At 67.8% G+C, this 21,854-nt stretch carries 12 protein-coding genes; 6 read left to right on the forward strand and 6 right to left on the reverse strand.

Annotation, left to right across the window (positions count from 1 at the left end):
- Window positions 1–98: 98 nt before the first annotated feature.
- Entirely contained in the window at window positions 99–2,897 is a 2,799-nt protein-coding gene (locus ACFVUT_RS22555) for an ATP-binding protein (RefSeq protein WP_389653654.1), read from the reverse strand.
- A gap of 389 nt (window positions 2,898–3,286) precedes the next feature.
- On the opposite strand from ACFVUT_RS22555, the gene ACFVUT_RS22560 reads away from it, so the two are divergent.
- Both ACFVUT_RS22560 and ACFVUT_RS22565 read left to right on the forward strand, forming a co-directional pair.
- The gene (locus tag ACFVUT_RS22560; protein WP_389653657.1) at window positions 3,287–5,395 is read left to right on the forward strand and encodes a BTAD domain-containing putative transcriptional regulator; all 2,109 of its coding nucleotides are present in this window, start codon (window positions 3,287–3,289) and stop codon (window positions 5,393–5,395) included.
- Between the two features lie 397 nt (window positions 5,396–5,792).
- Entirely contained in the window at window positions 5,793–8,798 is a 3,006-nt protein-coding gene (locus tag ACFVUT_RS22565; RefSeq protein WP_389653659.1) for a S8 family peptidase, read from the forward strand.
- Window positions 8,799–8,894: 96 nt separating this feature from the next.
- On the opposite strand, the gene ACFVUT_RS22570 is transcribed toward ACFVUT_RS22565, so the two are convergent.
- The 4 genes from ACFVUT_RS22570 to ACFVUT_RS22585 form a co-directional block, all read right to left on the reverse strand.
- Window positions 8,895–9,365, reverse strand: coding sequence for an SsgA family sporulation/cell division regulator (locus ACFVUT_RS22570; RefSeq protein WP_389653662.1), 471 nt, complete (start codon window positions 9,363–9,365; stop codon window positions 8,895–8,897).
- Between the two features lie 1,172 nt (window positions 9,366–10,537).
- Complete coding sequence (locus tag ACFVUT_RS22575; protein WP_389653665.1) at window positions 10,538–11,749, reverse strand: ParB/RepB/Spo0J family partition protein; 1,212 nt, start codon at window positions 11,747–11,749, stop codon at window positions 10,538–10,540.
- Entirely contained in the window at window positions 11,746–13,017 is a 1,272-nt protein-coding gene (locus tag ACFVUT_RS22580; RefSeq protein ID WP_389653667.1) for a ParA family protein, read from the reverse strand. Before ACFVUT_RS22580 ends, ACFVUT_RS22575 begins: the two co-directional genes overlap by 4 nt.
- Before the next feature lie 1,465 nt (window positions 13,018–14,482).
- Window positions 14,483–14,863: a 4-oxalocrotonate tautomerase family protein gene (locus ACFVUT_RS22585; RefSeq protein WP_389653670.1), complete on the reverse strand. Its 381-nt coding sequence runs from the start codon at window positions 14,861–14,863 to the stop codon at window positions 14,483–14,485.
- Window positions 14,864–14,927: 64 nt separating this feature from the next.
- Here ACFVUT_RS22585 and ACFVUT_RS22590 point away from each other — a divergent pair, with 64 nt between their 5' ends.
- From ACFVUT_RS22590 to ACFVUT_RS22605, 4 genes are all read left to right on the forward strand, one after another.
- The gene (locus ACFVUT_RS22590; protein WP_389653673.1) at window positions 14,928–15,416 is read left to right on the forward strand and encodes a MarR family winged helix-turn-helix transcriptional regulator; all 489 of its coding nucleotides are present in this window, start codon (window positions 14,928–14,930) and stop codon (window positions 15,414–15,416) included.
- Window positions 15,417–16,878: 1,462 nt separating this feature from the next.
- Window positions 16,879–18,042, forward strand: a complete 1,164-nt coding sequence (locus tag ACFVUT_RS22595; protein ID WP_389653676.1) for a bifunctional DNA primase/polymerase — start codon at window positions 16,879–16,881, stop codon at window positions 18,040–18,042.
- Window positions 18,039–19,586, forward strand: a complete 1,548-nt coding sequence (locus ACFVUT_RS22600; RefSeq protein ID WP_389653679.1) for a phage/plasmid primase, P4 family — start codon at window positions 18,039–18,041, stop codon at window positions 19,584–19,586. The genes ACFVUT_RS22595 and ACFVUT_RS22600 overlap by 4 nt, the downstream gene beginning before the upstream one ends.
- Window positions 19,587–19,788: 202 nt before the next feature.
- Complete coding sequence (locus ACFVUT_RS22605) at window positions 19,789–20,172, forward strand: DUF6009 family protein (RefSeq protein WP_389653682.1); 384 nt, start codon at window positions 19,789–19,791, stop codon at window positions 20,170–20,172.
- Between the two features lie 90 nt (window positions 20,173–20,262).
- Here the strand turns inward: ACFVUT_RS22605 and ACFVUT_RS22610 are convergent, their stop codons facing one another.
- The gene (locus ACFVUT_RS22610) at window positions 20,263–21,189 is read right to left on the reverse strand and encodes an alpha/beta fold hydrolase (RefSeq protein WP_389653685.1); all 927 of its coding nucleotides are present in this window, start codon (window positions 21,187–21,189) and stop codon (window positions 20,263–20,265) included.
- Between the last annotated feature and the right edge of the window lie 665 nt (window positions 21,190–21,854).

A 21,854-nucleotide genomic window follows, 5' to 3' on the forward strand; every position in this document is an offset into this window, starting at 1 on the left:
TGCGGGAAGAGCGGTCCGCGTACAGCGGGACCGCATGGATCTTCCACCCACGTTGCGTCGGCGACCGGTGGCAGGCATACGTCAAATGACTGACCGTGTCACTGACGTGGACGGTCTTTTTCTGTTCTCTCCAGTTCCTCCAGTGCGTCACGCAGCGCGGCACGCGAGTTGATGCCGAGCTTCGGGAAGAGCTGGTAGAGATGTGTGCCAACGGTGCGGTGCGACAGGTGGAGCCGCTCGCCGATCTGCTTGTTCGTGAGCCCGCCCGCCGCCAGCAAGGCGATCTGCCGCTCCTGTGCGGTGAGCTCGGCGCTGCCCCGCCCGGTGGACCGGGTCACCGCATGGCCGGCGGCGCGGAGTTCGGCCGTGGCCCGCTCGGCCCAGGACACCGCGCCGAGCTGCTGGAAGGCCTCCAGGGCTTCGGTGAGATGGGACCGGGACGTCGACGCCGCCCGCAGCCGTCGCAGGTGTTCGCCGTACAGCAGATGCACACGCGCGGTGTCGAACGGCCATCGTTCGGCGTCCGCGACCTTGAGTGCCTGCTCGAACAGGGTGCCGGCCTCGTCACCGGAGGCGAGCAGCGCCTCGGCGGCGAAGGTGTGCATGGCCAGGCGCGGCGAGAGCAGCGGCATCGAGGAGCCGCGCATCGCCGCCGCGTGAGCGGCCGCCTCCTCGGCGCGGCCGGTGCGGGTCGCGGCCTCCACCAGGTCCAGCGCGACCCACATGGCGTGGGGAATGTACCGGGGCAGAGTGCCGGCCGGACTCAGCTTGCACGCGTGCCGGTAGGCCGCCTCGAAGTCACCGGTGCCCAGAGCGGTCAGCACCTCGGAGTGACGGGCGAAGTGACGGGCGCCGTGGGCACCGCGGGGCGCCGCCCAGCGGGAGATCTCATCGCTGAGGGCGGTGCTGGAGACGAAGTTCCCCTGCACGGCGGCCAGGACGGCCTGGACGTACTGGAAGTACCAGCGGAAGAACATGTACCCGTGTTCCTCGCACAGGCCGAGACCTTCGTCGGCGAGTTCGCCCGCTTCCCGCCAGCGGCCCGCGAGGTAGTCGTCCAGGCACAGGTGCATCAGCGCGCCGAGATGGCGCCGGACCGGTCCGGCGCCCAGGCGACCCCGATGGACCACTTCCCATGACGCCTCGCGGACAGCGCCGAGCCGTTCGGGGTAGACGGCGGCCGTGCCCATGCGGATGACCCGCGTGGGGTCGGTCTCATGACGGGAGCCGGTGAGCAGGGCGTCGAGACGGGCCAGCGCCTCGGGCCCGCACCGCGCGGGATCGGCGAACGTCCGGCTGCCCACCCACACCAGTTCGGGTACGTCGGGTGCGGCTCGTTCGACCGCTTCCAGGAACGGCTGCCACAGCGCCGGCCGGCCCGAGAACCAGCACAGCAGCATCAGCGTGTGCAGCGCGTCGGTGAGGGCTTCGTCCTGCCCGGAGTAGCCGTTGTCGCTCGACCGGATCGCGCCGACCAGCAGGCGGTGCGCGGTGTCGATGTCACCGTCACCGTTGATCAGCAGGAAGACGGCCGCGGCCACCGCGTGCAGGGAGTCGCCGCCGCCGGGATTCGTCCGGCGTGCCCCCTCCAGCAGGTGGGAGGCGTTCGTCAGCTCGCCGCCCGCGTCCGCGCCGATGTAGGCGGCCTCGGCCAGTCGCCTGCTCTGGTCGAGTGCCTCGGGGCTGAGCGTGGAGGCACGGGTGAGCATGGCCACCGCACCGACCGCGTCTCCCTTGGCCAGTCGGCTGCGCGCGGCCACTTCGAGCAGTTCGGCGACCGTCTCGTCCGGGCCCGCCGCGGCTTCTCCGAGGTGCGCCGCCCGTCGTTCCGGGGCGTCGGTCAGCGCGTCGGCCAGCACCTGGTGGGCCCAGCGCCGGTCACCGGCGGTGGACTCGTCGACCACGGCCGAGCCGATGAGCGGGTGAGGGAAGGTCAGCCGCCGGGTCACCGGGTCCACCCGGACCAGACGGTCGCGCTCGGCGGGAGCGAGGTCCGCCAGAGTGGCCTGGCCGTCCGCTGCGGCCTCGACCACCGCGAGGTCGCCCGTTCCGTCGAGCGCCGCGACCAGCAGAAGCCTGCAGCAGGCGGCGGGAAGGGCCGCGACACGTGTCGCGAACAGGGTCTGCAGCCTCTGGTTGAGCGGCAGTACCGACGGCAGCGCGGCAAGGGCGGAACGCTGCGCCCCGGTCAGGGAGCCCGGCAGTTCCACGAGCGCCAGAGGGTTTCCGCTCGCCTCGGCGATCAGCCGTCGTCGTACGGCCGGAGCCAGATCGGGATGCCGGCTGGACAGCAGTTCGTCGGCGGCCGCCTCGTCCAGCGGCCGCAGCACGTGCTCGGGCAGTCCTCCCTGCTCGAAATAACTGTCCGCGTGGGCACGGGAGGCCGCCAGGAATCCGACGCGGCTGCCGACCAGGCGGCGGGCCACGAAGCCCAGTACCGCGTTGGTCGCCCGGTCCATCCAGGGCAGGTCGTCGACGATCAGCAGCAGGGGTGTCTTCGCCGCAACGAGCCGCAGCAGGAACAGCACCGCCGTGGACAGCAGCAGACGGTCGGGCGGCGGGCCGCTGCCGAGACCGATGGCGACCCGCAGGGCGTCACGGTGGGCGGGGTCCAACTCGTCGAGGGCGTCCAGCAGCGGGATGAGCAGCTGATTGAGGCCCGAATAGCTGACATCCACCTCGAACTGCGCACCGGCCGCGCGCAGGACCCGGCCCCCCCGGCGGGCCGAGGCCAGCGCCACCGAGTCGAGCAGGGCGGTCTTGCCCACACCGGCGTCACCGGAGAGGAGCAGGGCTCCGCCCAGCACCGCCGAGTCGTCGAAGAAGGAGAGAACGAACCGTAGATCCTCGTCCCGGCCGAACAACCGTCGCGGCCCCAAAGGCGCCGGCGTATCCACCTGAAATCGCTCCCTCGAACAACGCGGCACGGCTCAGGTGCGCGCGTGTCACGCTCTGCCTCCAGCCGGTATCGAATCCATGTGACTGCTGATGTTTAGACGCCGCACATATAATTTCTGTGTACGGTGTTCTGGACACACCATAGTGGCAGCGTCTGACAGGAATGGCAGCAGGTCCGCATGAGAGACGCGCGTACGGGGCGGAGGCTTCATGCCGGTCGGCGTCACACGGGTCCGGCACGACCCCGGAGGCCGAGGCATTTCCTTGTCACCCACCTCGCTCCGAAGGGGCCGACCCCATGCAGCTCGACCCGATCACCGCGTCCCTTCGCTCCCCCACGGGCATACCCATGCCTTCATCCTTGACGAATCAAGGACCTGACCAGGGGATGCACTTCACACTGCTCGGCCCTGTCCGGGCCTGGCGTGGCGACGCCGAGGTGGAGGTCGGTCACGCAAAGGTCCGGGCCGTTCTGGCCTGCCTGCTGCTGCGCCGGGGCGGAAGGGCCACCACGGGCCAGCTCATCGACGACCTCTGGGGCATCGACGCCCCCGCTTCGGCCGAGGCCCTTGTCCGTACCTACGTCCACAAGTTGAGAAAGGGCCTGGGCTCGCCCTTCGCCGAACGGATCCGCTCGCAGGACGGCGGATACGTGCTGGACACCGACGCCGTGCCCGTCGATCTGACGACGTTCGAGGAGCGGGTGGCCGACGCCCGTGCACTGCGCGACCAGGGGGATCCGGTGGCGGCCGCCGCCCTCTACCGGGACGGTATCGCCCTGTGGAACGGACCGCCGCTGGCAGGTGTTCCCGGGCCGTACGCCGAGACGCAGCGCGCCCGGCTGGAAGGCCGGCTGCTGCGCGCGGCCGAGGAGTGGCTGGCCTGCCTGGTCGACGCGGGCCAGTACGCCGAGGCGGCCTCCGAACTCGTCCTGCTGATCGCGGACCACCCGCTGGTCGAGCGGCTGCGTGAACTGCACATGCTCGCGCTGTACGGTGGCGGCCGTCAGGCCGACGCCCTCGCCGTCTTCGCCCGGACCAGCCGTCTGCTGCGCGACGAGCTGGGTGTCGAGCCGACGCCGGCCCTCCAGGAGACGCATCGGCGTATTCTCTCCGGCGATCTCCTCCTCGGCCGACGACCGCCCGCACCCGGGCCCGGGCCCGCGCCCACGGCCGAGCGCGCCGCTCCCTGGTTCACGCCGGCGCAACTGCCCGCTTCGCTGCCCCGGTTCACGGGCCGCCAGGACCAGTGCGAACAGGTGGCCGCTCTGGCTCGCGAGACCGCCGCCCACGACACCACCACCACCTGCGTGATCCACGGCATGCCCGGTGTCGGCAAGACGACGTTCGCCACGCAGGTGGCCCACCGGGTCAAGTCCCGTTTCCCCGGTGGCCAGTTGTACGTCAACCTGCACGGCGTGGACAACGTCGCGGCGCTTGAACCGCATGACGTCCTGGCGGACTTCCTCAGTTCCCTCGGGGTGGCATCGAGTCAGCTGCCCGCCTCGACAGAGGCCCGGGCGGCGCTGTACCGCAGCGTGGTCGCCGACCGGCGGATCCTGCTGCTGCTCGACAACGCCCGCGACATCGACCAGGTCCGTCCGCTCCTTCCCGGCTCCCCCGGTTGCCTGATCCTGGTGACCAGCCGCAGCCAGATACCGGGCCTGACCGTCGCGCACCAGGCGCGCGAGATCCACCTCGGCCCGTTCGACGACAACGAGGCCCGTGCGTACCTGGCGGGGGCGCTGGGCAGCCGTCGGGTCGCCGCCCAGCCCGAGGCGGCAGGCGAGATCATCGACTTCTGCGCCGGGCTTCCCCTCGCTCTCGCCCTGGCCACCGCGCGCACCGCGCATCTCCCCACGACAAGCCTCACCCAGATCAGCGAACCCCTGCGCGACGTCTACGACGGTCTCGACGCCCTCGCCCTCGGCAAGGACCCCTCCGAGAACGCGCGCGTCGTCTTCTCCTGGTCCTACGACTCCCTGACGCCCGAGAACGCCCGGCTGTTCCGTCTGCTGTCATTGCACCCCGGCCCGGAGATCACCCCCAAGGCGGCCGCCGTGCTGGCCCGTGTCCCGGTGTCCCGGGCCGAGGTTCTGCTCGACGACCTGAACCGGGTCAACCTGCTCGGGGAGTCCACTCCCGGCCGGTACATCTGTCACGACCTTCTCAGGACGTACGCGGACGAGCTGAGCAGGGCCAGGGACTCGGCGGCGGAACGAGAGCGGGCCGTGGAACGGCTGCTCGCCTATTACGTGTTCTCGGCGGATGCCGCCAATTCACTCATCACGTCCAGCATCCGGCGCCAGATCGTCGCGGTCGCCACACACGTTCCCACGGTCGCCCCCGAGCAGTTCGCCGACGAGTGCGAGGCCGTGTCCTGGCTGGAGGCCGAACTGTCCGTACTGATCGCCACGGTGAAGTGGGCTGCCGACCAGGGCGCGGGTGACGAGGCCTGGCGGCTGAGCTGGTACCTGAACGCGCTCCCCCGAAAGTGAGCGCGGCACGGCTGGCCTGCCCCGAAGGCAGTTGCCGCTCGTCCGGCACGAAGGACACCTCCGGCCGCAGCGAATCGGCGCTGCCGCGCAGGTCCGGGGGCCGGAAGGACGGCCGCGTTCGCCGGACCGCGACCTGCCCCGGGCCACACGGAAGCGGCCTCCGCCGAGTCCGCAGGTCAGGCCCCCGGGCTCTGTCGGCGCACCCGGGCACCTCACCAAAGGCGCCGCGAGAAGGTCTGGACACCTTACGGGACGGCAAGGTTCACTCTTCTCATCGAGATACATGTCTCGAACAACTCACACCCATGATGACATCGTGCATCCATGACGTGGTCCACGACATGGATGTGACATTTCGAAGGTTCCGAAGTCGTTCTCCGCCTCCAAAGAGGAACGTGTGAGCCATTCTTCACGTAAATACCTGATCACGCGGGGTACGGCGGCCATCGCTGTCTCCCTGCTCACGCTGCTCTCCGGTGTGACCGCCCAGGCCGCCGACAACCCCCTCACCCCCACGCCGACTCACCGGAAACTCCCGGCCGGCCGTTACATCGTCACCCTGGCCGACGCTCCGACAGCCACCTATCAAGGAGGCGTGGGCGGCATCAGCCGGACCGCTCCGGCGGCGGGCGCGAAGCTGGATCCGCACAGCGCGAACGCCACCCGCTACCGTGACTTCCTGCACCACCGTCAGGACGATGCCGCAGCCTCGGTCGGAGCCAAGGTCCGCCGCCGCTACAACACGGTGACCAACGGTTTCGCCGCCGACCTGACCGCACTTCAGGCGGCCCGCCTGTCCGCACAACCTGGCGTCCTCAAGGTCAGTCCGGATGCCCGGTACGAAGTGGCCGACGACTCCAGGGCGACCGATTTCCTGGGCCTTTCCGGGCGGCACGGTGTGTGGTCAGCGCTGGGCGGTACCGCGAAGGCCGGCCGGGGCGTCGTGGTCGGCGACATCGACACCGGTATCTGGCCGGAGAGCGACTCGTTCGCGGGTTCACCGCTGGGCGGCGCACCTCCCACAGCCAGGGATCCCTATCGTCCCTATCTCAAGGGCGACGTGATCACGATGCGCAAAGCGAACGGCGGCACGTTCACCGGCAGTTGCCAGACCGGCGAGGAGTTCGGCGCCGGCTCCTGCAACACCAAGCTGGTCGGTGCGCGCTACTTCGCCGACGGCTGGCTGGCGGTGGTGCGGCCGGAGGAACGGGCCGACTACCTCTCGCCGCGTGACATCGCCGGGCACGGCACGCACACCGCGTCCACAGCGGTGGGCAACGCGAACGTCCATGCCGTCGCGGACGGGCACGACCTCGGCACCGTCTCCGGGGTTGCGCCGGGGGCGGTCGTCGCAGCGTACAAGGCCCTGTGGACCGGCAAGGACGGCAACTCCATCGGTACGACCGATGACATCGTCGCAGCCATCGACCAGGCGGCCACCGACGGGGTCGACGTGATCAATTTCTCTGCGGGCAATGCGCTGGAGACGGGTATCAACACGCCGGTCCAGGAGGCCTTCCGGGCCGCCGCGGCAGCGGGGATATTCGTCTCGGCGGCGGCGGGCAACACGGGCCCGGACACGGCGACGCTGGACAACGTGTCGCCCTGGGTCACCACGGTCGCGGCCAGCACCCTGGCACCGGTGGAAGCCACGGTGAAACTGGGAGACGGCCAGACTTTCGTCGGCTCCAGCCGGACCGTGACCGCGCCGCTCGGACCGGATCCGCTGGTCCGCGCCGAAGACGTGCGCGGTGCGGACGCCGACATGTCCTCGGCCCGACTGTGCAAGACCGACACCCTGGATCCAGCGAAGACGGCCGGCACGATCGTGATGTGCGACCGCGGCGTGAACAGCCGGGTCAGCAAGTCCCAGGAGGTCGAACGCGCAGGCGGAGCGGGCATGGTGCTGGTCAACACCACCGACCTGGACACGGACGCCGACCTGCACATGGTTCCCACCGTGCACCTGAACGCGCCGGACGCCACCGCGGTGCGCGTCTACGCGGCAAAGGCGGGCGCCACCGCCACCCTGCTGCCGGGTGGGTCCTCGGGTATCTCCTATCCTCAGGTCGCTCCCTTCTCCTCGCGCGGCCCGTCGGAGCAGAACAAAGGCGCGTTGATCAAGCCCGATGTCACCGCGCCCGGCGTCGCTGTCCTCGCCGCGGTCGCCCCGCCCGGCAACTTCGGCCGGGACTTCGACTTCATGTCCGGGACGTCGATGGCGGCGCCACAGATCTCAGGTCTCGCGGCGCTGTACTTTGGGGCGCACCCCACGTGGTCCCCGATGGCGGTGAAGTCGGCGCTCATGACGACTGCGGTGGACACGAGGACCGCGACCGGTGCAACTGTCACCGACCCGTTCGCACAGGGTTCCGGTGAGGTCGATCCTGCCGCGATGCTCGACCCCGGCCTGGTGTACGACTCATCGAACACCGACTGGCTCGCCTATGAAGCGGGCCTCGGCGTGGGAGGGGAAGGGGTACCTCCGGTCGACCCCAGTGATCTGAACTACCCGTCCATCGCCACACCTCAGCTGGTGGGTTCGAAGACCGTCACTCGCACGCTGACCGCGACGCGCGCCGGTGTGTACCAGGCGTCCGCGCAGGTGCCCGGTATCGACGTCGAGGTCAAGCCGTCAACGGTGCGCTTCACCCATGCCGGGCAGACCGCGAAGGTCAAGATCACACTGACGTTGACGACTGGTAGGTCCGACCACCTGGTAACCGGGTCACTGACCTGGAACAGCCCTGGCCACAGCAGTGTCCGCAGCCCCATCGCGGTGACGCCGTACCCCGTGCTGGCACCTGAGCGGGTGGTCGGCAGCGGGCCGGAGGGCAGCGTCTCGTACCAAGTGACACCGGGGACCGGGAAACTGACGCTGGCCGGCTACGGTCCGGTCGTCGGCCAGAAGGTGAAGGGCGAGATCTCCGCCACGGGTGAAGGTCTGCAGATGTTCGCCTTCACGGTGCCGGAGGGCGGCAGAGCGGGCGAGTTCTTCCTCACCACAAACACCCCTGAGGCTCAACTGATCCTTGAAATCGTCACCGATCCCTCGACCGGGCAGCCCTCACAAGTAGTCGGCAATTTCGGTGAGTTGGGGCACCAGGTGCGAGTCAGCGTTCCCGACCTGCCACCGGGGCGATACCTGGCCCTGGTGGTCGACATCGGCGATCCGCCGGGCACCTCGTCCACCGGGTTCGCCTTGCAGTCGAACGTGGTGGGCGTGGGTGCGTCCTTCGCCACGTCCGGAACATTCTCCGTGTCGCCCCAGCAGCCGGTGACCCGGCCCGGGGTGCCACTGACCGTCACCGGGACCTGGTCGGGGCTGGGCACGGACGACCCGGCCACCGCGTACGTCGCCTACCCGAACGGCGCGGGGACGCTGGTCAGCATCGGCGGCTGACGATGTCCCCGGGTGGCACGCCGTTCGGCGCCCCACCCGGGGGCTCACCCCCTTCATCCTGCGGAACCCACACTCCGTGACCACCTGTGCGGTCCTTCATGCCGGCTGCGAGTCGTCGAGCACCTGCGCGATGAAGGCGTCCCAGTCCATCCCGTCGGTCTCCGCCTCCGGCGGGGCGATGCGGTAGCTTTCCGCGAGCCACTCCCGAAGAGGCGGTATGGGCAGCTCGAACAGGGCGGACATGTCCCGCGAGCCGAGCATCAGCCATGACGTGGGGGCCATGGCCCGCTCGTCGAGGACAGCGGGCCGCATGCGCACGTCACCGACGCCGCTCAGCGAGTGAAGCCCCTGCTGAAGGAGCTCACGAGCGATCCGCCAGGTCACACCCAAGTCCTGGTCGGCCATGAAGGCGACGGACACGACCATGGGGCTTCCCGGGTCGAAACGGAACTCCGCCCGCATGGGACACCGAACGAATCCGTCAAGAATCCGGTGGATCGGCAGGGACAGTGCGGGCAGTCCCCACGGCGCCTGCGGGGAGTACAGCTCTGAGCGGTCGCCGTTCATGACGCGTGATTCCTTCCGTGATGCGGATTCGACGTCCTTACCTTTCTCTGTAAAGGGAGGCGCCGCATAAGTCAGTTGACGGTGCCTGTGCGGTACGTCGTAGGACCCACCTCACAGGAGGACGGGCGATCGACTGACGCACCGACCGCGCCGGCGAGCACGCGTCGGCGCTGCCGACGCCCCGGGGCAGTGCGTTCGGCGCACGTCCGTGATGCACCGTCACTCAAGCGATCGTCTCCGTCTTGCCCGGTGATGTCGTGCGAGGCGTCCTTGAACCACGCGAGTAGTACGGCGGATTCCGCCACTGCTCGAACGGAGAATGACGGTGAGCACCGAAGGGACGACGAACAGCGCCGCGACAGCCCGGAACGCACGGTTAGAGACATGGCCCGCACGCACCCCCGCCACGAGGACATGGTCATGGGGAAACCGGTATCTCCGAACGCGGCAGACAGCGAGCGCTACAACCCCGAAGCCTCGTGGAAACACGTCTCGTATCTGGCCCTCGCCATGGGCCTGTACTCACAACTCCGGGATGGCACCTCATCCGTGCGCCATCCGGATCCTTGCCGACCCGCACCCACGGCCTCGGAACAGGTGACGGGCGGGTGGTCCTCCCGGCTCCGGGGGGCGCCGGGAGGACCACCGCACCGAGGCTCACCGGTCAGTTCCCGAGGCCCTCATCTCATACGACGGACGCGACAGTCGTGGAGTTCACTTGCGTCTCGGCGAACCTGACGCCCCCGCGGTCCACTCACTCGGCGCTCGACCCTGCCCCCATCGATCGCGGTGAGCCGTACAGCCCGGAGCAGTCAGCCGCCATGGCAGGAGAAACGGACCAAGGGACGCTGCGGGAGAATCGTTCTGAGCGAAGAATCGAACTGTTCGAATGAAGAGATTCAGTGAATCGATTCGCCCGAATTAATATGACCTGCCCGCAGAAGTCAACCTGGCGCCCTGGAATCGTCATCGGTGGTCTCCCGACCGTCGCACCGCTTTCTTCATTGTTGACGGCACGACAAGAAGGGCGTCCCGTGCGCACGGCGGTTCGGCACGCTCCCCCGGTGACCGCCCCGGCTCAGAAGTGGGGCCTTCACGCCGTAATAGGCGCAGCGAAAAGCCCTGTGGGCCGACCGGGCTCGGCGCCGGTCGGCCCACAGGGCTTGCGGAAATCAGGAAGCCGCCGTATCGGACTCCTGACGTTGCCGCTGGTGACGGTTGAGGATGTCCAGCATTTTGTCGAACTCGATGTCGGTCATCTTGCGGATGAGGTGCATCGCGATGAAGGCACCGTCGTCGTAGGGCAGTCGACGTACCGAGGGCGAACCGTTTTCAAGGAGGACCGGGTCGGCCTCAGCCATCGCCTCGGTGGCTGATGCCCCGTTGGACCTGGGCTCCGGCACGCTCTCCGTTCGGTCCAGGGATCGAGCACGGCTCGACTGCCCGCTTCCCTGCTTCAGCGGGGCCTCCTCGTGAGACTCCTCGGCAGCCCTGGTGGCGGGGCTCACGGCGGCAGCCGGAACGGGGATCGGAACACGGCTCGCGGCTTCGGCCTCGGCAGGGCCCGAAGAGACCGGAACTTTCGGAGTTTCGGGAACCATTGGAACTGGTGGGACTCCGGTGACCTCCGGTTCGGCGGTGTCCACACGCGTCGGGACGGCAGATCTGCGCTCCGCTTCCTTCCTCGCCCGTTCAGCCTTCAGCTGTTCGAGTGCCGCTTCCTGGCGTTCCTGGGGTTCCTTGGCGACACTGCGCAGCAGCTCGACGGGCTCCTCGCCGACCACGGCCTGCAGTTCGGGGGTGAGGTTGAGCAGGGCGAGCCGCTGTGAGACCCATCCTTGTGATTTGCGCAGCCGCTTGGCGAGCCTGACCTGCGAGCCGTGGATCGCCAGCAGCCTTTGCAGGGCACGGGCCTCGTCGAGTGGGTCGAGGTCGTTGCGGTGAATGTTCGCGACGAGCGCGGATTCGAGGATGGCGTCGCCGTCGCTGCCCTGGTTGTCGTCGACCATCACATGGAGATGGGTGAGACCAGCCTCGTGGGCGGCGACCAGCCGGCTGCTTCCGTCGACGACGACATGGGTCGTGTCAGGTTCCAGGTCCTGGGCGCGCTCGGGGTTGGCCTTGAGGTAGGCGTCACGGTTCATCACCGTGATGGCCTGCTTCTGGCCGTGTTCCTTGAGGCTGCCCGCGAGTTCCGTGAGGTCTCCGAGCGTGGTGCGCGGGTTCTCAGGGTTGGGACTGATGAGGGTGAGCGGCAGGCGGTTGGGCGAGCCGACCCCGTCGGTGGGCACGCCGGTGGCTGCGCCGATGGCCGCTCGGCGAGCGCTGACCGGCCGTGTAGTTCCGCCGAAGCGTCCGGATCCGAGCTGATCGGCCTTGCTCATGAGATCTCCCTGGCGAGGGCGCGCATTCCGATGGCCTGCTGGGAGGAGGAGGCATAGCTCAGCAGGGGTTGCTTCATGCGCACGGCTTCCTTCTGCTCCTTCAGGTCACTGATCAGGCCGACGACTCTCGGATCCTTTATGTCGATCCATCCCTGAAGGGACGAGGTGGCGATGTAACCACGGCGGCCGTCGTAGAGGTTGACGACGATCCCCAGGTAGTCGACATCGAGACCGAGGTCGCCACGCAAGTCCTCGATCTGGTTGGTCAGCAGGTCATAGGCGTCGGCTGAACTGTCCTCGGCCTGGACGACGATGAGCGCTCCGGACTCTCCGGGCCTCTCCCCTTCACGGCGGCGGCCGTAGTAGACGGCGGCATCCATGCTCAGGCCGAGGCTCGGCGGGCAGTCAACGAGGATGACGTCGTAATCGGCTTCCAGGGGAAGGAGTGCACGTTCCAGTGCGGCTTCCCGCGCTCGGACGGCCGACAGTCGCACGTCGAGCAGGAACGCGTCGTGGCAGGCGGGCAGGAGGTGGAGCCGACCACCGAAGTGAGCGTCGTCGACGGACACGATCAGCTCTCGGAGATCCCCCTTGGGATCGCCCGCCATGTGGTTGGTGAGGCTGTCCCCGTTCATGGGCAGAGGCATGGCACCGAGTTGATTGGTGAGGTGACACTGCGGGTCGAAGTCGACCAGGAGCACGCGCAGTCCAAGACCCGGGAGCTTCTCGATGTCGAGCGGATCGGCAGCGGTGCCGGAACCGTCTCTGCCGTTCTGCGTCTCATTGGCCCGGAGAGCGGTGGCCAGAGCCTTGGCAACCCGGACGGGATACAGCTGGTCGGCGGGCTCCGACAGCGCCTCCCCCACGCCGGCGGTGATGGCGGTCTTACCGACGCCACCCTTCTGGTTACAGACAACCATGCGACGGGTGATGTCGGGACGCTGGACGTCCGGGGCTGGATTGTTGTCGAGCCACAACTGGACAGACTGGGCCAGTCCCTGGATGAGAGAGACCCGGCGGTCTTCTGTAATCGTGCGGAACTCCTCCCACTGGCTCGGGGGCAGGAAGGTGGAGAACGACTCGGCACCCGATGTGTCGATGGCCAGAGTGGTCGACGCGAGCCCGCACCACGCGTCGATCCCCTGCTCCACGGCAGACTGGATCTCGATGCCCAGCTGGGCAGTTCTGACCTTGAGGTTCTGCCGGAGCCATCCCGGCAGCTTGGAAACGACCTTTGCCCGGTCGTTCGAGGTGGCTGGCATACTCATGACGCTACCTTACTAACGTTGTAGATCGTTTGCCGCACCGACACGTTAGCTTGCATGACTTGGTGGTCCGTCAGCATCGGCGTACCTATTACGGCGTAATAGCTGAACGGGTTCACCGCGTGCCGTCTCTCCTCCGGACACAGACCAGACGCGTAACGGAATCGGGGCAGTGCCAGGTGGGCACACCACTCCCCCACTCCCAGTTGCAAGGGCGCCGGACGCGTTCCCGCTTGGTTGGTCGGCCCGGGCTATTACGCCGTAATAGCCCGGTCGAGTCAGTTTGCATGCGGGAGGAGTCGCACCGAAACACGCGGGGCGGAGCGCGCTGTCTGTCGGTCTCGTGGATCTGACGCAGCTCATCGATGTCCTGTCTCAGCCGACCCGAGGTAGCACCCCCGGCTTGGCCGGGGGGCCTCAGACTGATTGAGACGTCGGCGCCCGGTCGTCTCAATCAATGTGAGGCAACGGTGAGGGGAGCGTACGGCTATTCCGGCTGGCTTCCGCCCCGGTGGCTGCGCAGACCGCAAGGGCAAACGGCCAGAGGCTGTCCGCCGGCAAGCCGACCGCGGCCAACTAATTGCATGTCACATGCAATAGCCAGAGGTTCGTGGCTCTGCCTACCTCGTCAGAGCTCGTCCGGCAACAGCGCGTACTCCCATGTCAGTAGAGGGGGAAGGTCGAGGGGCAGGTACGGAAGCCTTTCGTCGGCTGGTGGGCCGCTCGGCTGGTTGGCCGCTCTGCGGATTGTCTCGTTGTGCAGGATCAGCGAAAGCGTGTCCCATCCGGTGTGGTGAAGGGCGAATTTCCAGTGGGTGAGGCGGTCACAGGCCCACGTGGTGAGGAGGCAAGGACTGAGATGCTGCCACCAATGCCACAGATAGACCGAGACTGCCCCAGGTCCGCTGAGACAGAACAACCGATGACGGCTGACGCATCGAGAGGTTCCGAGGTGGCCCGACCTATTACGGCGTAATAGGTCGGGCCACCGCCGTGCGGGTTCCGACCTGCCCCGAGTGGACACTTGTCCTGTCTCACTCAATCGAGTCGTTCTCTCAGCGAACCGAGTCGTTCGGGCTTCCGTCCCAGCGAACCTAGTCGCGCGGTTGAGCGTGCTCGGGGTGCTGGATGGCTGTACCGGCTGGGGTGGATCAGGCGAGGTCGTGCGTCGAGTTGTCGTACGTGGACGCGGTGCACGGGCGTCGTCGGCTTCCGCTGCGGGACTGTGTGACGGGCCGGTTCGAGGATGTCGATCCCGTACGTACGTTTCGCTGGTCGCGCGGTGAGCGTCACTTCCCGGGCTGGTACTGGGCGGCGACGACCGGGCGGCACGTCGGCTTCGAGTCGTGGCTGGAGCGGGACCGACTGCTGCTGATGGACTTCGATCCGAGCGGTAGAGCCCGTTCCACCCCTACTACCGCTGCTGAGCCTGAATACAGCCGGGTCGTGAGGCGGACCAGATGGGGGGTCACACGGCGAGGACGCCGCCGACGAAGGTACGTTCTGGCGGTGACGCCACGAGTTCGACCATGGTGCCGGCGCGGAGGTCATCACCGACGACGCGCGTGATCGCGTCGGTGAGCCCGGTGCCCAGGCGCGCGGTGATCTGGGCGGCGTCGGGGCGGTCGAAGACGCCGGCACGAACGCCCAAAATCACCGCGGCATTTGTGTCCACGGCCTTGCCACCCTGCGCGAAACGGCCCGCGGGGACTCCGCTCAGGCGGACGCTTACGAGGTCGCGGGCCCATTCGCCATAGACGTCGACGACAGCGTCGGTCAGTGCGGCGACGAGCATGGGTTCGTTCCCGGTCAGCCTGTTCTCTGGAAGGTGGACGGTCAGATGCGGCATAGTGGACCTCGTTCTCTTTGAATCCAAAGCCTTTGTTTTTAAAGATATCGGGGAGAGGTCGCTGATGTCCACGGAATCGGACGGTCCAGCCGTCAACGAGGCCGTCCGCACCCTGCTGTTGCTCATGCCACGGCTCGTGGGCCGCGCCAAGCGCCTGCCCATACCTCCAGCACTCCAGGGTCTGGACCTGGCACCGCGACACCTCGCACTGCTGGCCCACCTGGAGTACGACGGCCCCACCAGCATCAACGAGCTGGCCTCTCGGCTGGAGGTGGCTCCGACGACTGTCAGCCTCATGGTCAGCGAGCTGTCACGGCCGGGCGTCCTGCAGCGCACTGCCGATCCCGCCGACCGCCGCCGCCGCATCATCACCATCGCCCCCGCCTACGCCGCACCGATCGGCGAATGGCTTTCTGGCAGCGCCTCCGCCTGGGAGCGCGTCATGCGCGGTCTCGACCCCGCGGAACGCACCACAGTCATCACCGCCCTGCACGCCTACGAAGCCGCCTTGGAGCAGGCGGGCGACCTGCATCGGAACGCGCAGCTGCGTTAGCGGGCCGAGATTTGTCTCAACGAACCAAGTCCCCACGTCTCACCCAATCCAGTCCACGCAGGTCAGCGCAGGCGCGGACGACTAACTTCCTTGAGAAAGGACAACACTCTTCGATCTGGTGCAGCCCCTGGGCGGGAGCCACTTCTGGGCCGCCGCCACCGCCGTAAGACCGCTGGCTCAGAACTCCAGACGCAGCTTGATGCTCACTCAGTCCGCCGCGCAAGTGCCCCACACCGTGGTCATCAGGTCCGACAAACGCTGCCGGGGGAGAGCTTGCGCGACGGTGAGCCGGCAGCGGGGGCCGGGCTCTGGCCACTTCGACAACAGCGGATCCCGTGCCACCCACTGCTCGCCCGTCAGAGGGCCTGGGAACAGCGCCACTCCAGCATCGTTCTTGTTCGGCCTGCTGTTCTCGCTCCGCTGGGCTATTACGGCGTAATAGCCCAGCGGGCCTCAGCCCGAGAGAAGGAGCCCCGTGCGGAGCGTGGGGGCGAGGCGTATCAACTACCACTGAGCGACCTCGGTCCAGCTACGCGGGGAGTTCGCTGACGGAGCAGGTTTGTCGCAACAGGCTTGCCGCGGTGTTCCCTCGGGAGGAGCCCGTACCGGGCGGGCGACGACCCCGAGGCCGGCCGCGGAGTATCCGGCAAGGGGAAGGTTCTCGGCAGGATCCCGCACAGCCCTACACCGTGTACACGTTCTCGGTGGCTGAAAGGTTCACCTCGCTTCAGTCATCTCAGGAAGAACCTTCTTCGGGAGCATCACAGGTGCCTCTTCACCGCCGAGGGATCCACGACCACAGGGACCGGAACCAGCGGGACTGAAAGGGGTCAGGGACTCTTTGGTCCCTGACCCTGAGTCCCTGACGTTTTCGCAGGTCAGAGGTTGTTCGGATGCATTCTCAGGGACTGTAGGGACTGAAATTCGCAATTATAACGCGTTTAAGAGTTTACTTGTATGTGCAAGCTTCTCTTCATACACTCGTACGCGCGTACGTAAAGAAGCAATAATCCACTCATAATAAGCGAGTTGAGTCCCTACGGTCCCTGCGTCGTGCAATGGAACGTCTCTGACCTGCGAAAACGCCAAGGGACTGGATGAGGGGCTCAATCCCTGGCAGACCCTTGGTTTTGGTCCCTGCCCCTCTTCGGGCCCTGACGCCGGGCTATCAGGCCGTTGTTTTTCTGCCCGTCCTGTGGGGCTCGGGCATGGACGACTCCTGAGTCCCTGCGTCGTGTTGCAGGTCCCTCCTGCCCAGTCCCGGTGCTCCAGCGTTTTCCTGACGTCGACCTCCGGCCACTGCCCTGTTCCTTGGCCATCTGACGGTGGACGTGTCCCCCGAGCCAGGGATCCGAAAGACCGAGGCGACAATGAGGCGGCGCGCAGTCGAGGGATGCATGCTTTTCACACGAAGGGCCCTACACTCTGTCCGCATCAGAGTCCCTTTGGTCCCTGACCGTGTATGACCGGCAATCAGACGCCGGACAAACGTGATCGAGCAACAGACGTGACGAGGACGATTCCCGTGCCGCGCCAAGGCGAGAACCGTGGCAGTGCCCCCCGAGTCGGGGCGGTCTCTCCGCACGCCGTCGCGCGCTGGTGTGCCGCTCAGGGCTGGCCGGTCCACCCGCTGGCCCCCGGCCGGAAGACCCCAGCCGGAAACTGCCCGGACTGCAAGGCGCACCGGCACCATCCGACCGCATGCCCCTGTCTGCCCGCAGGACGTCCCTGCCATGGCTTCCACGCGGCCAGCCAGGATCCGGAACGGATCGACCGATGGTGGACGGACTCGCCCTCCTCGGGCGTGGGGGTTGCCTGCGGGCCGGCCGAACTCGTCGTCATCGACGTGGACTCGCACGCAGCCCCCCTCGCCGACCGGTCACGGCTGCTGCCCGGCATCCCGATCCCGGACCAGGTCAAGCTTGACGGACTGGCGTCCGGCTTCGACACGTTGGCGTTGCTGGCCGCTTACCGCGGTGAACCGGACCCGGCTCAGGACGACACGACCCTGCGGGTCCATACCCCCTCCGGGGGACTGCACATCTGGTACCGGAACCCCGACCCCGCGACGCGCTTTCGCTGCTCGACGGGCGCCGGCAGTCGAGCAGCCCTGGCCTGGCAGGTCGACGTACGGGCGGAGGGCGGCTACATCATCGCCCCGGGGATCCGGACCCGGGACGGCGTCTACCGTCCCGTGGGCCCTTCGCGGACCCCGTCCCCGCTCCCGGGCTGGCTGCGGCTGGAACTGGCCCGCACCGGCCACGTGATCGCGTCCGAGGCCGCGTCACAGCCCCCCGCCCCCCGGGGTGCTCCCAGAACGCCGTCAAGCGGCCGCACGCGCCGCCCGGCCGCCGCCGAGCAGGTCATGGCGCCCCTCATCGCCGAAGTCGCCGACTGCGCCCGCGTACCGGAGGGAAACGCCTTCACCGAGAAACTCAACAGGGCCGCATACACTGCCGGAGGGCTGATCGGCGCAGGTCACCTCGAACACGCCGTCATCCGGGACAGACTCGTTCGTGTCGCCCACCACGCCAGACCCTGGCAGCAGGCCAGGAATGAAACGATCGTTGACGACGCCCTCGCAGTGGGCTCGGCCCGCCCGCTCCACCTCGGAGGACGTCCATGAGCAGCAGCGCCGATGAGTCGACGCGTTTCGATCCGCAGGCTGCCGCTCAGCAGATGCTCGAACTTCAGTTGGCCGATCAGTCCGTACCCGCCCGGCTGCCTGCCCAGACCGCCTCCGAAGGATCCACCACGGTGGCCCGCGGCAGCAGTACCGTCCCGGCTCTGCTGCCGCCTTCGCTGTCCGACAGGGGCAACGCGCGGCTGTTCGTACAGCTGCACCGGGACCAGTTCCGCCATGTCGAGGGGCTCGGCTGGTTCTCCTGGGACGGTTACCGATGGAAGCGCGGGGGAGGCGAGAAGGCCGCGCTGTGGGCCGCGGGGGAGATGGCCGAGGAGATGCCGGACACCGACCTCCGGGGCGTCTTCAGCAACCGGGAGATCTCTCAGCACAAGCGGCGCACCCTGTCCACCGCAGGAATGAAGGCCCTGCTCATCCAGGCGAAGGCCTCACCTGACCTTTCTGTGGACCCCGACCGTCTCGACGGCGACCCGTACGCCCTGTGCACCCCCGCGGGTGTGGTCGACCTGTACAACGGCCATCTACGCAAGGCCGATCCGACCCGCGACTTCCACTCCAGGGCCACCGGCGTCGCTCCGCAGCCCATGGAGACCCCCCGCTGGCACCGCTTCCTCGCGGATACCTTCGGCGACGACGCGGAAGGTCGGGAGATGATCGGCTTTCTGCATCTGATGCTCGGCTACTCCATCACCGGCGACGTGGGAGCCCAGGTCCTGCCGTTCCTGCACGGTGAGGGCAAGAACGGCAAGTCCGTTCTGCTCGACACCATGATCCAGATTCTCGGTGACTACGCCGACGCGGCTCCGCCCGGCTTCCTGATGGACCGGGGGGCGTTCTCCGAGCACTCCACTGAGCTGACCGAACTCCACGGCCGTCGTCTGGTGGTGTGCAGCGAACTCAAACCGAACGACAAGTTCGACGAAGCACGCGTCCGCCTGCTGACCGGCGGCGACAAGATCAAGGCACGCCGCATGCGGCAGGACTACTTCTCTTTCACCCCGACCCACCACCTCTGGCTGCTGGGCAACCACCGCCCGGAGGTTTCCACAGGCGGCTTCGCCTTCTGGCGCCGGATCAGGCTGTTGCCGTTCACCCGGACCGTTCCGGCCGCGCGCAGGATCGACAACCTCGCCTTCGAACTCGTCCGTGACGAAGGGCCGGGCATCCTCCAGTGGCTCATCGAGGGCGCGCAGCGCTACCTGGCCACCAGGGATCCGCTCGAAGGCCCGGACCGGGTCAGGATCGCGACGACCGCGTACGCCACCACCGAGGATCACATCGGACGCTTTCTCGCGGAATGCTGCACACGGGACGGCGACGGCGTTCATGAACTCCGTGTGGAGCAGGGCCTGCTGTACACCCAGTACAGCTCGTGGTGCAGTACGGGGGAGGGGATCAGGCCGGCGACGCCCAGGACCTTCGCCAACCGTGTCCGCCAGGAGGTCGCAGTGGCCTCGCCCGCCGACATGATCAAGTCGAACGGCCGTAAGTACTACCCCGGTATTGCCCTGTTGGAGCACGCGTGACGGCCTTCGCGCTGCGGCCGTTCGCCCCCGGTGCTCTACACCGACCGGGTCCGGCGCTCTACGATGAGAGCCGGGCCCGTTTTGCCGGGGCACTCGTGCCATGGCCCACCACCGTTCGGCACGAGAGCCAGGGCGATGCCCGAAGACGCCGGGCCGCGTTCCTCGTGCAGGGGAACACGCTGATGAAGGAGGGGCTGCAGCCATGAGTTCGCTGTTGACGGAGAGCGACCTCAGCCACGAGGAAAAGGTGGTGTGGCTGGAGAACCCCGACGAACTGGACTACGTTCGCCAGGCACTCGACAAGACCAGGCGCCGCAACACCAAGCCGCCGTATGCCCGAGACGGCCGTATGGTGGGCTACGCGCTCCTCGGCGACTGCGCGTCGCCGGACCCCGACAGCGGTCTGTACCGGCGCCGGGTCTTCTTCCTGCTGCCGCACGACCGGGACAGCCTGCCCGACGGTCTCTACCGCGAGGGTGCTCCGGGGGAGGCCGTCGACCCCCGCACCATCGCGCCGAAGAAGCCCGGAGCGAAGACACCGCGTTCGCAGTGCGGCTCCGTGCCCATAGCGACGTCCGCGCCATGACCCGGGCACGGTAGCGCGCGGGACACGGGCAACAGCGCGACGCAAGGCGTGACGCCCCGGCCGCACGCTGCCCGTGGCCGGGTCATGGCGCTACGCGCCCTGGGCCCCGCCGGCCGGGGTCTCGCGGACGAAGGAGTGGACGACGTGTTCGAACACCTCGGGCTCCTCCAGGTGTCCCAGGTGCGCGCTGTTCTCCAGGATCACCAGCCGTGAGTCGGGGATCAGTTCGTCGAGTTCCCTGCCCCAGCGCACTCCACAGATGACGTCATGGCGGCCCACGGCCACGAGCGCCGGTACCGTCAGCCCCTTGAGCGCGGCGCGATCGTCGATGGTCTCGGGGGAGAGGTTCTCGTCCAGCCCGGAGATGTGGCTGATCCGCAGTGAGTCTCGCAACGAAGCCCACTGCTCCTCGTCGTCCCAGTAGTCGGCGATGTACGTCGGGAGCACGCCGCGCAAGGCCGCCAGGGCGGCCTCGTCGTCCCGTGCGGTGGACATCGCCTCGAAGGCGGCGAGCACATCGGGCAGCCCGGGATGCCCGACGTGCCCGGCGGCGAACTCCCTCAGCATGCGGCCCGCCTCCGTGCCGTGTTCGGGCCCGGTGACCGGCGCACCTTCGTACAGCACGACGCCCGCCAGACGCTCCGGGCGGTGCACGGCGTGGTGGGCCGCGACGAAAGCGCCGTGCGAGTGTCCCAGCAGATGAACCCTGGGGACTCCGAGGTGGTTGATGAGCACCTCAAGGAAGCGGCTGTAGCGCTCCCGGGTATAGCCGTGCGGATGCGAGGGCAGGAGGCCGGATCCGCCGGTACCGATCGGCTCCACGTAGACCATCGTCAGATGCCGCTCCAGGCCCGGCATGCGCAGGTACTCCCAGAAGGCGCCGGGCCCACCGGGGTGGGCGACGCACACCGGGCCACTGCCGTGGACGTGATACCGCTGAGCGATCCCACCCAATTCGAAGAAGTGGGCGCCGGGGGAGAGGGAACCGGAGCCGGACGATTGCGCGTTGTTGCGCATGGGCGTCTTCCTAACGTGTGCAGACGTGTCTGATACAGACAACGATTCGCCGACACATCAGAGGTTCGATTCTTTGGCTGTGATGCCTGCCACATCTAGTAGGTCCTGGACCGGACCCCGGTGCAGGTGCGTCTTCTGAGATCAAAATCGAGCCGTGGAGGACCATTGTGGCGACCCGTCCGTGATCGCGGTGCCGAAACGGTCCGGCGTGGGGCCGTGGACGGCGCGTGGCGGCCACGGCTGTCCGACTCGCGCGGAATGACTGGGCGCCCTGCGCGCTCGGCAGACACGTTCACAGTCCCGAGCGTGACTGAGCCGACACATGTTCATATCTACCGGCCGAGGTGAGATGTATGACAGGTACGCACAGGAAGTCCGAGCGACTTCTGTACGGCCTTCGCCAGGGCGTGGTCGGCGTCCATGAACCCAGGAGCGACGATCTGCCGCTTGATAACGGCGTAGGGGAACCGGCCGGACGGCGCGACGGTCCCGGAAGGTGTCGAGACCGTCGTAGACGCACTCCTGGACCGCGCGGGAGCGCGGATCGTTGTCGTCGGCTCGCACGGTGAGTCCGGGCCCGTCGACCGATCGGTCCTGAAAAAGATTCGGCGCTGGTACATGAACCGGACGGCACTCGCACACGTTGGCTTGATGGGGAGGGAGGC

Origin of the sequence: Streptomyces sp. NPDC058051, assembly GCF_042885475.1 — a bacterium.
Taxonomy (GTDB): domain Bacteria; phylum Actinomycetota; class Actinomycetes; order Streptomycetales; family Streptomycetaceae; genus Streptomyces.

Bases quoted from the DNA above. Each gene is read 5' to 3' on its own strand.
- ACFVUT_RS22610 (WP_389653685.1), bottom strand. From the start codon at position 21,189: ATGCGCAACAACGCGCAATCGTCCGGCTCCGGTTCCCTCTCCCCCGGC.
- ACFVUT_RS22605 (WP_389653682.1), top strand. From the start codon at position 19,789: ATGAGTTCGCTGTTGACGGAGAGCGACCTCAGCCACGAGGAAAAGGTG.
- ACFVUT_RS22575 (WP_389653665.1), bottom strand. From the start codon at position 11,749: ATGAGCAAGGCCGATCAGCTCGGATCCGGACGCTTCGGCGGAACTACA.
- ACFVUT_RS22560 (WP_389653657.1), top strand. From the start codon at position 3,287: ATGCACTTCACACTGCTCGGCCCTGTCCGGGCCTGGCGTGGCGACGCC.
- ACFVUT_RS22570 (WP_389653662.1), bottom strand. From the start codon at position 9,365: ATGAACGGCGACCGCTCAGAGCTGTACTCCCCGCAGGCGCCGTGGGGA.
- ACFVUT_RS22600 (WP_389653679.1), top strand. From the start codon at position 18,039: ATGAGCAGCAGCGCCGATGAGTCGACGCGTTTCGATCCGCAGGCTGCC.
- ACFVUT_RS22595 (WP_389653676.1), top strand. From the start codon at position 16,879: ATGACCGGCAATCAGACGCCGGACAAACGTGATCGAGCAACAGACGTG.
- ACFVUT_RS22590 (WP_389653673.1), top strand. From the start codon at position 14,928: ATGTCCACGGAATCGGACGGTCCAGCCGTCAACGAGGCCGTCCGCACC.
- ACFVUT_RS22580 (WP_389653667.1), bottom strand. From the start codon at position 13,017: ATGAGTATGCCAGCCACCTCGAACGACCGGGCAAAGGTCGTTTCCAAG.
- ACFVUT_RS22585 (WP_389653670.1), bottom strand. From the start codon at position 14,863: ATGCCGCATCTGACCGTCCACCTTCCAGAGAACAGGCTGACCGGGAAC.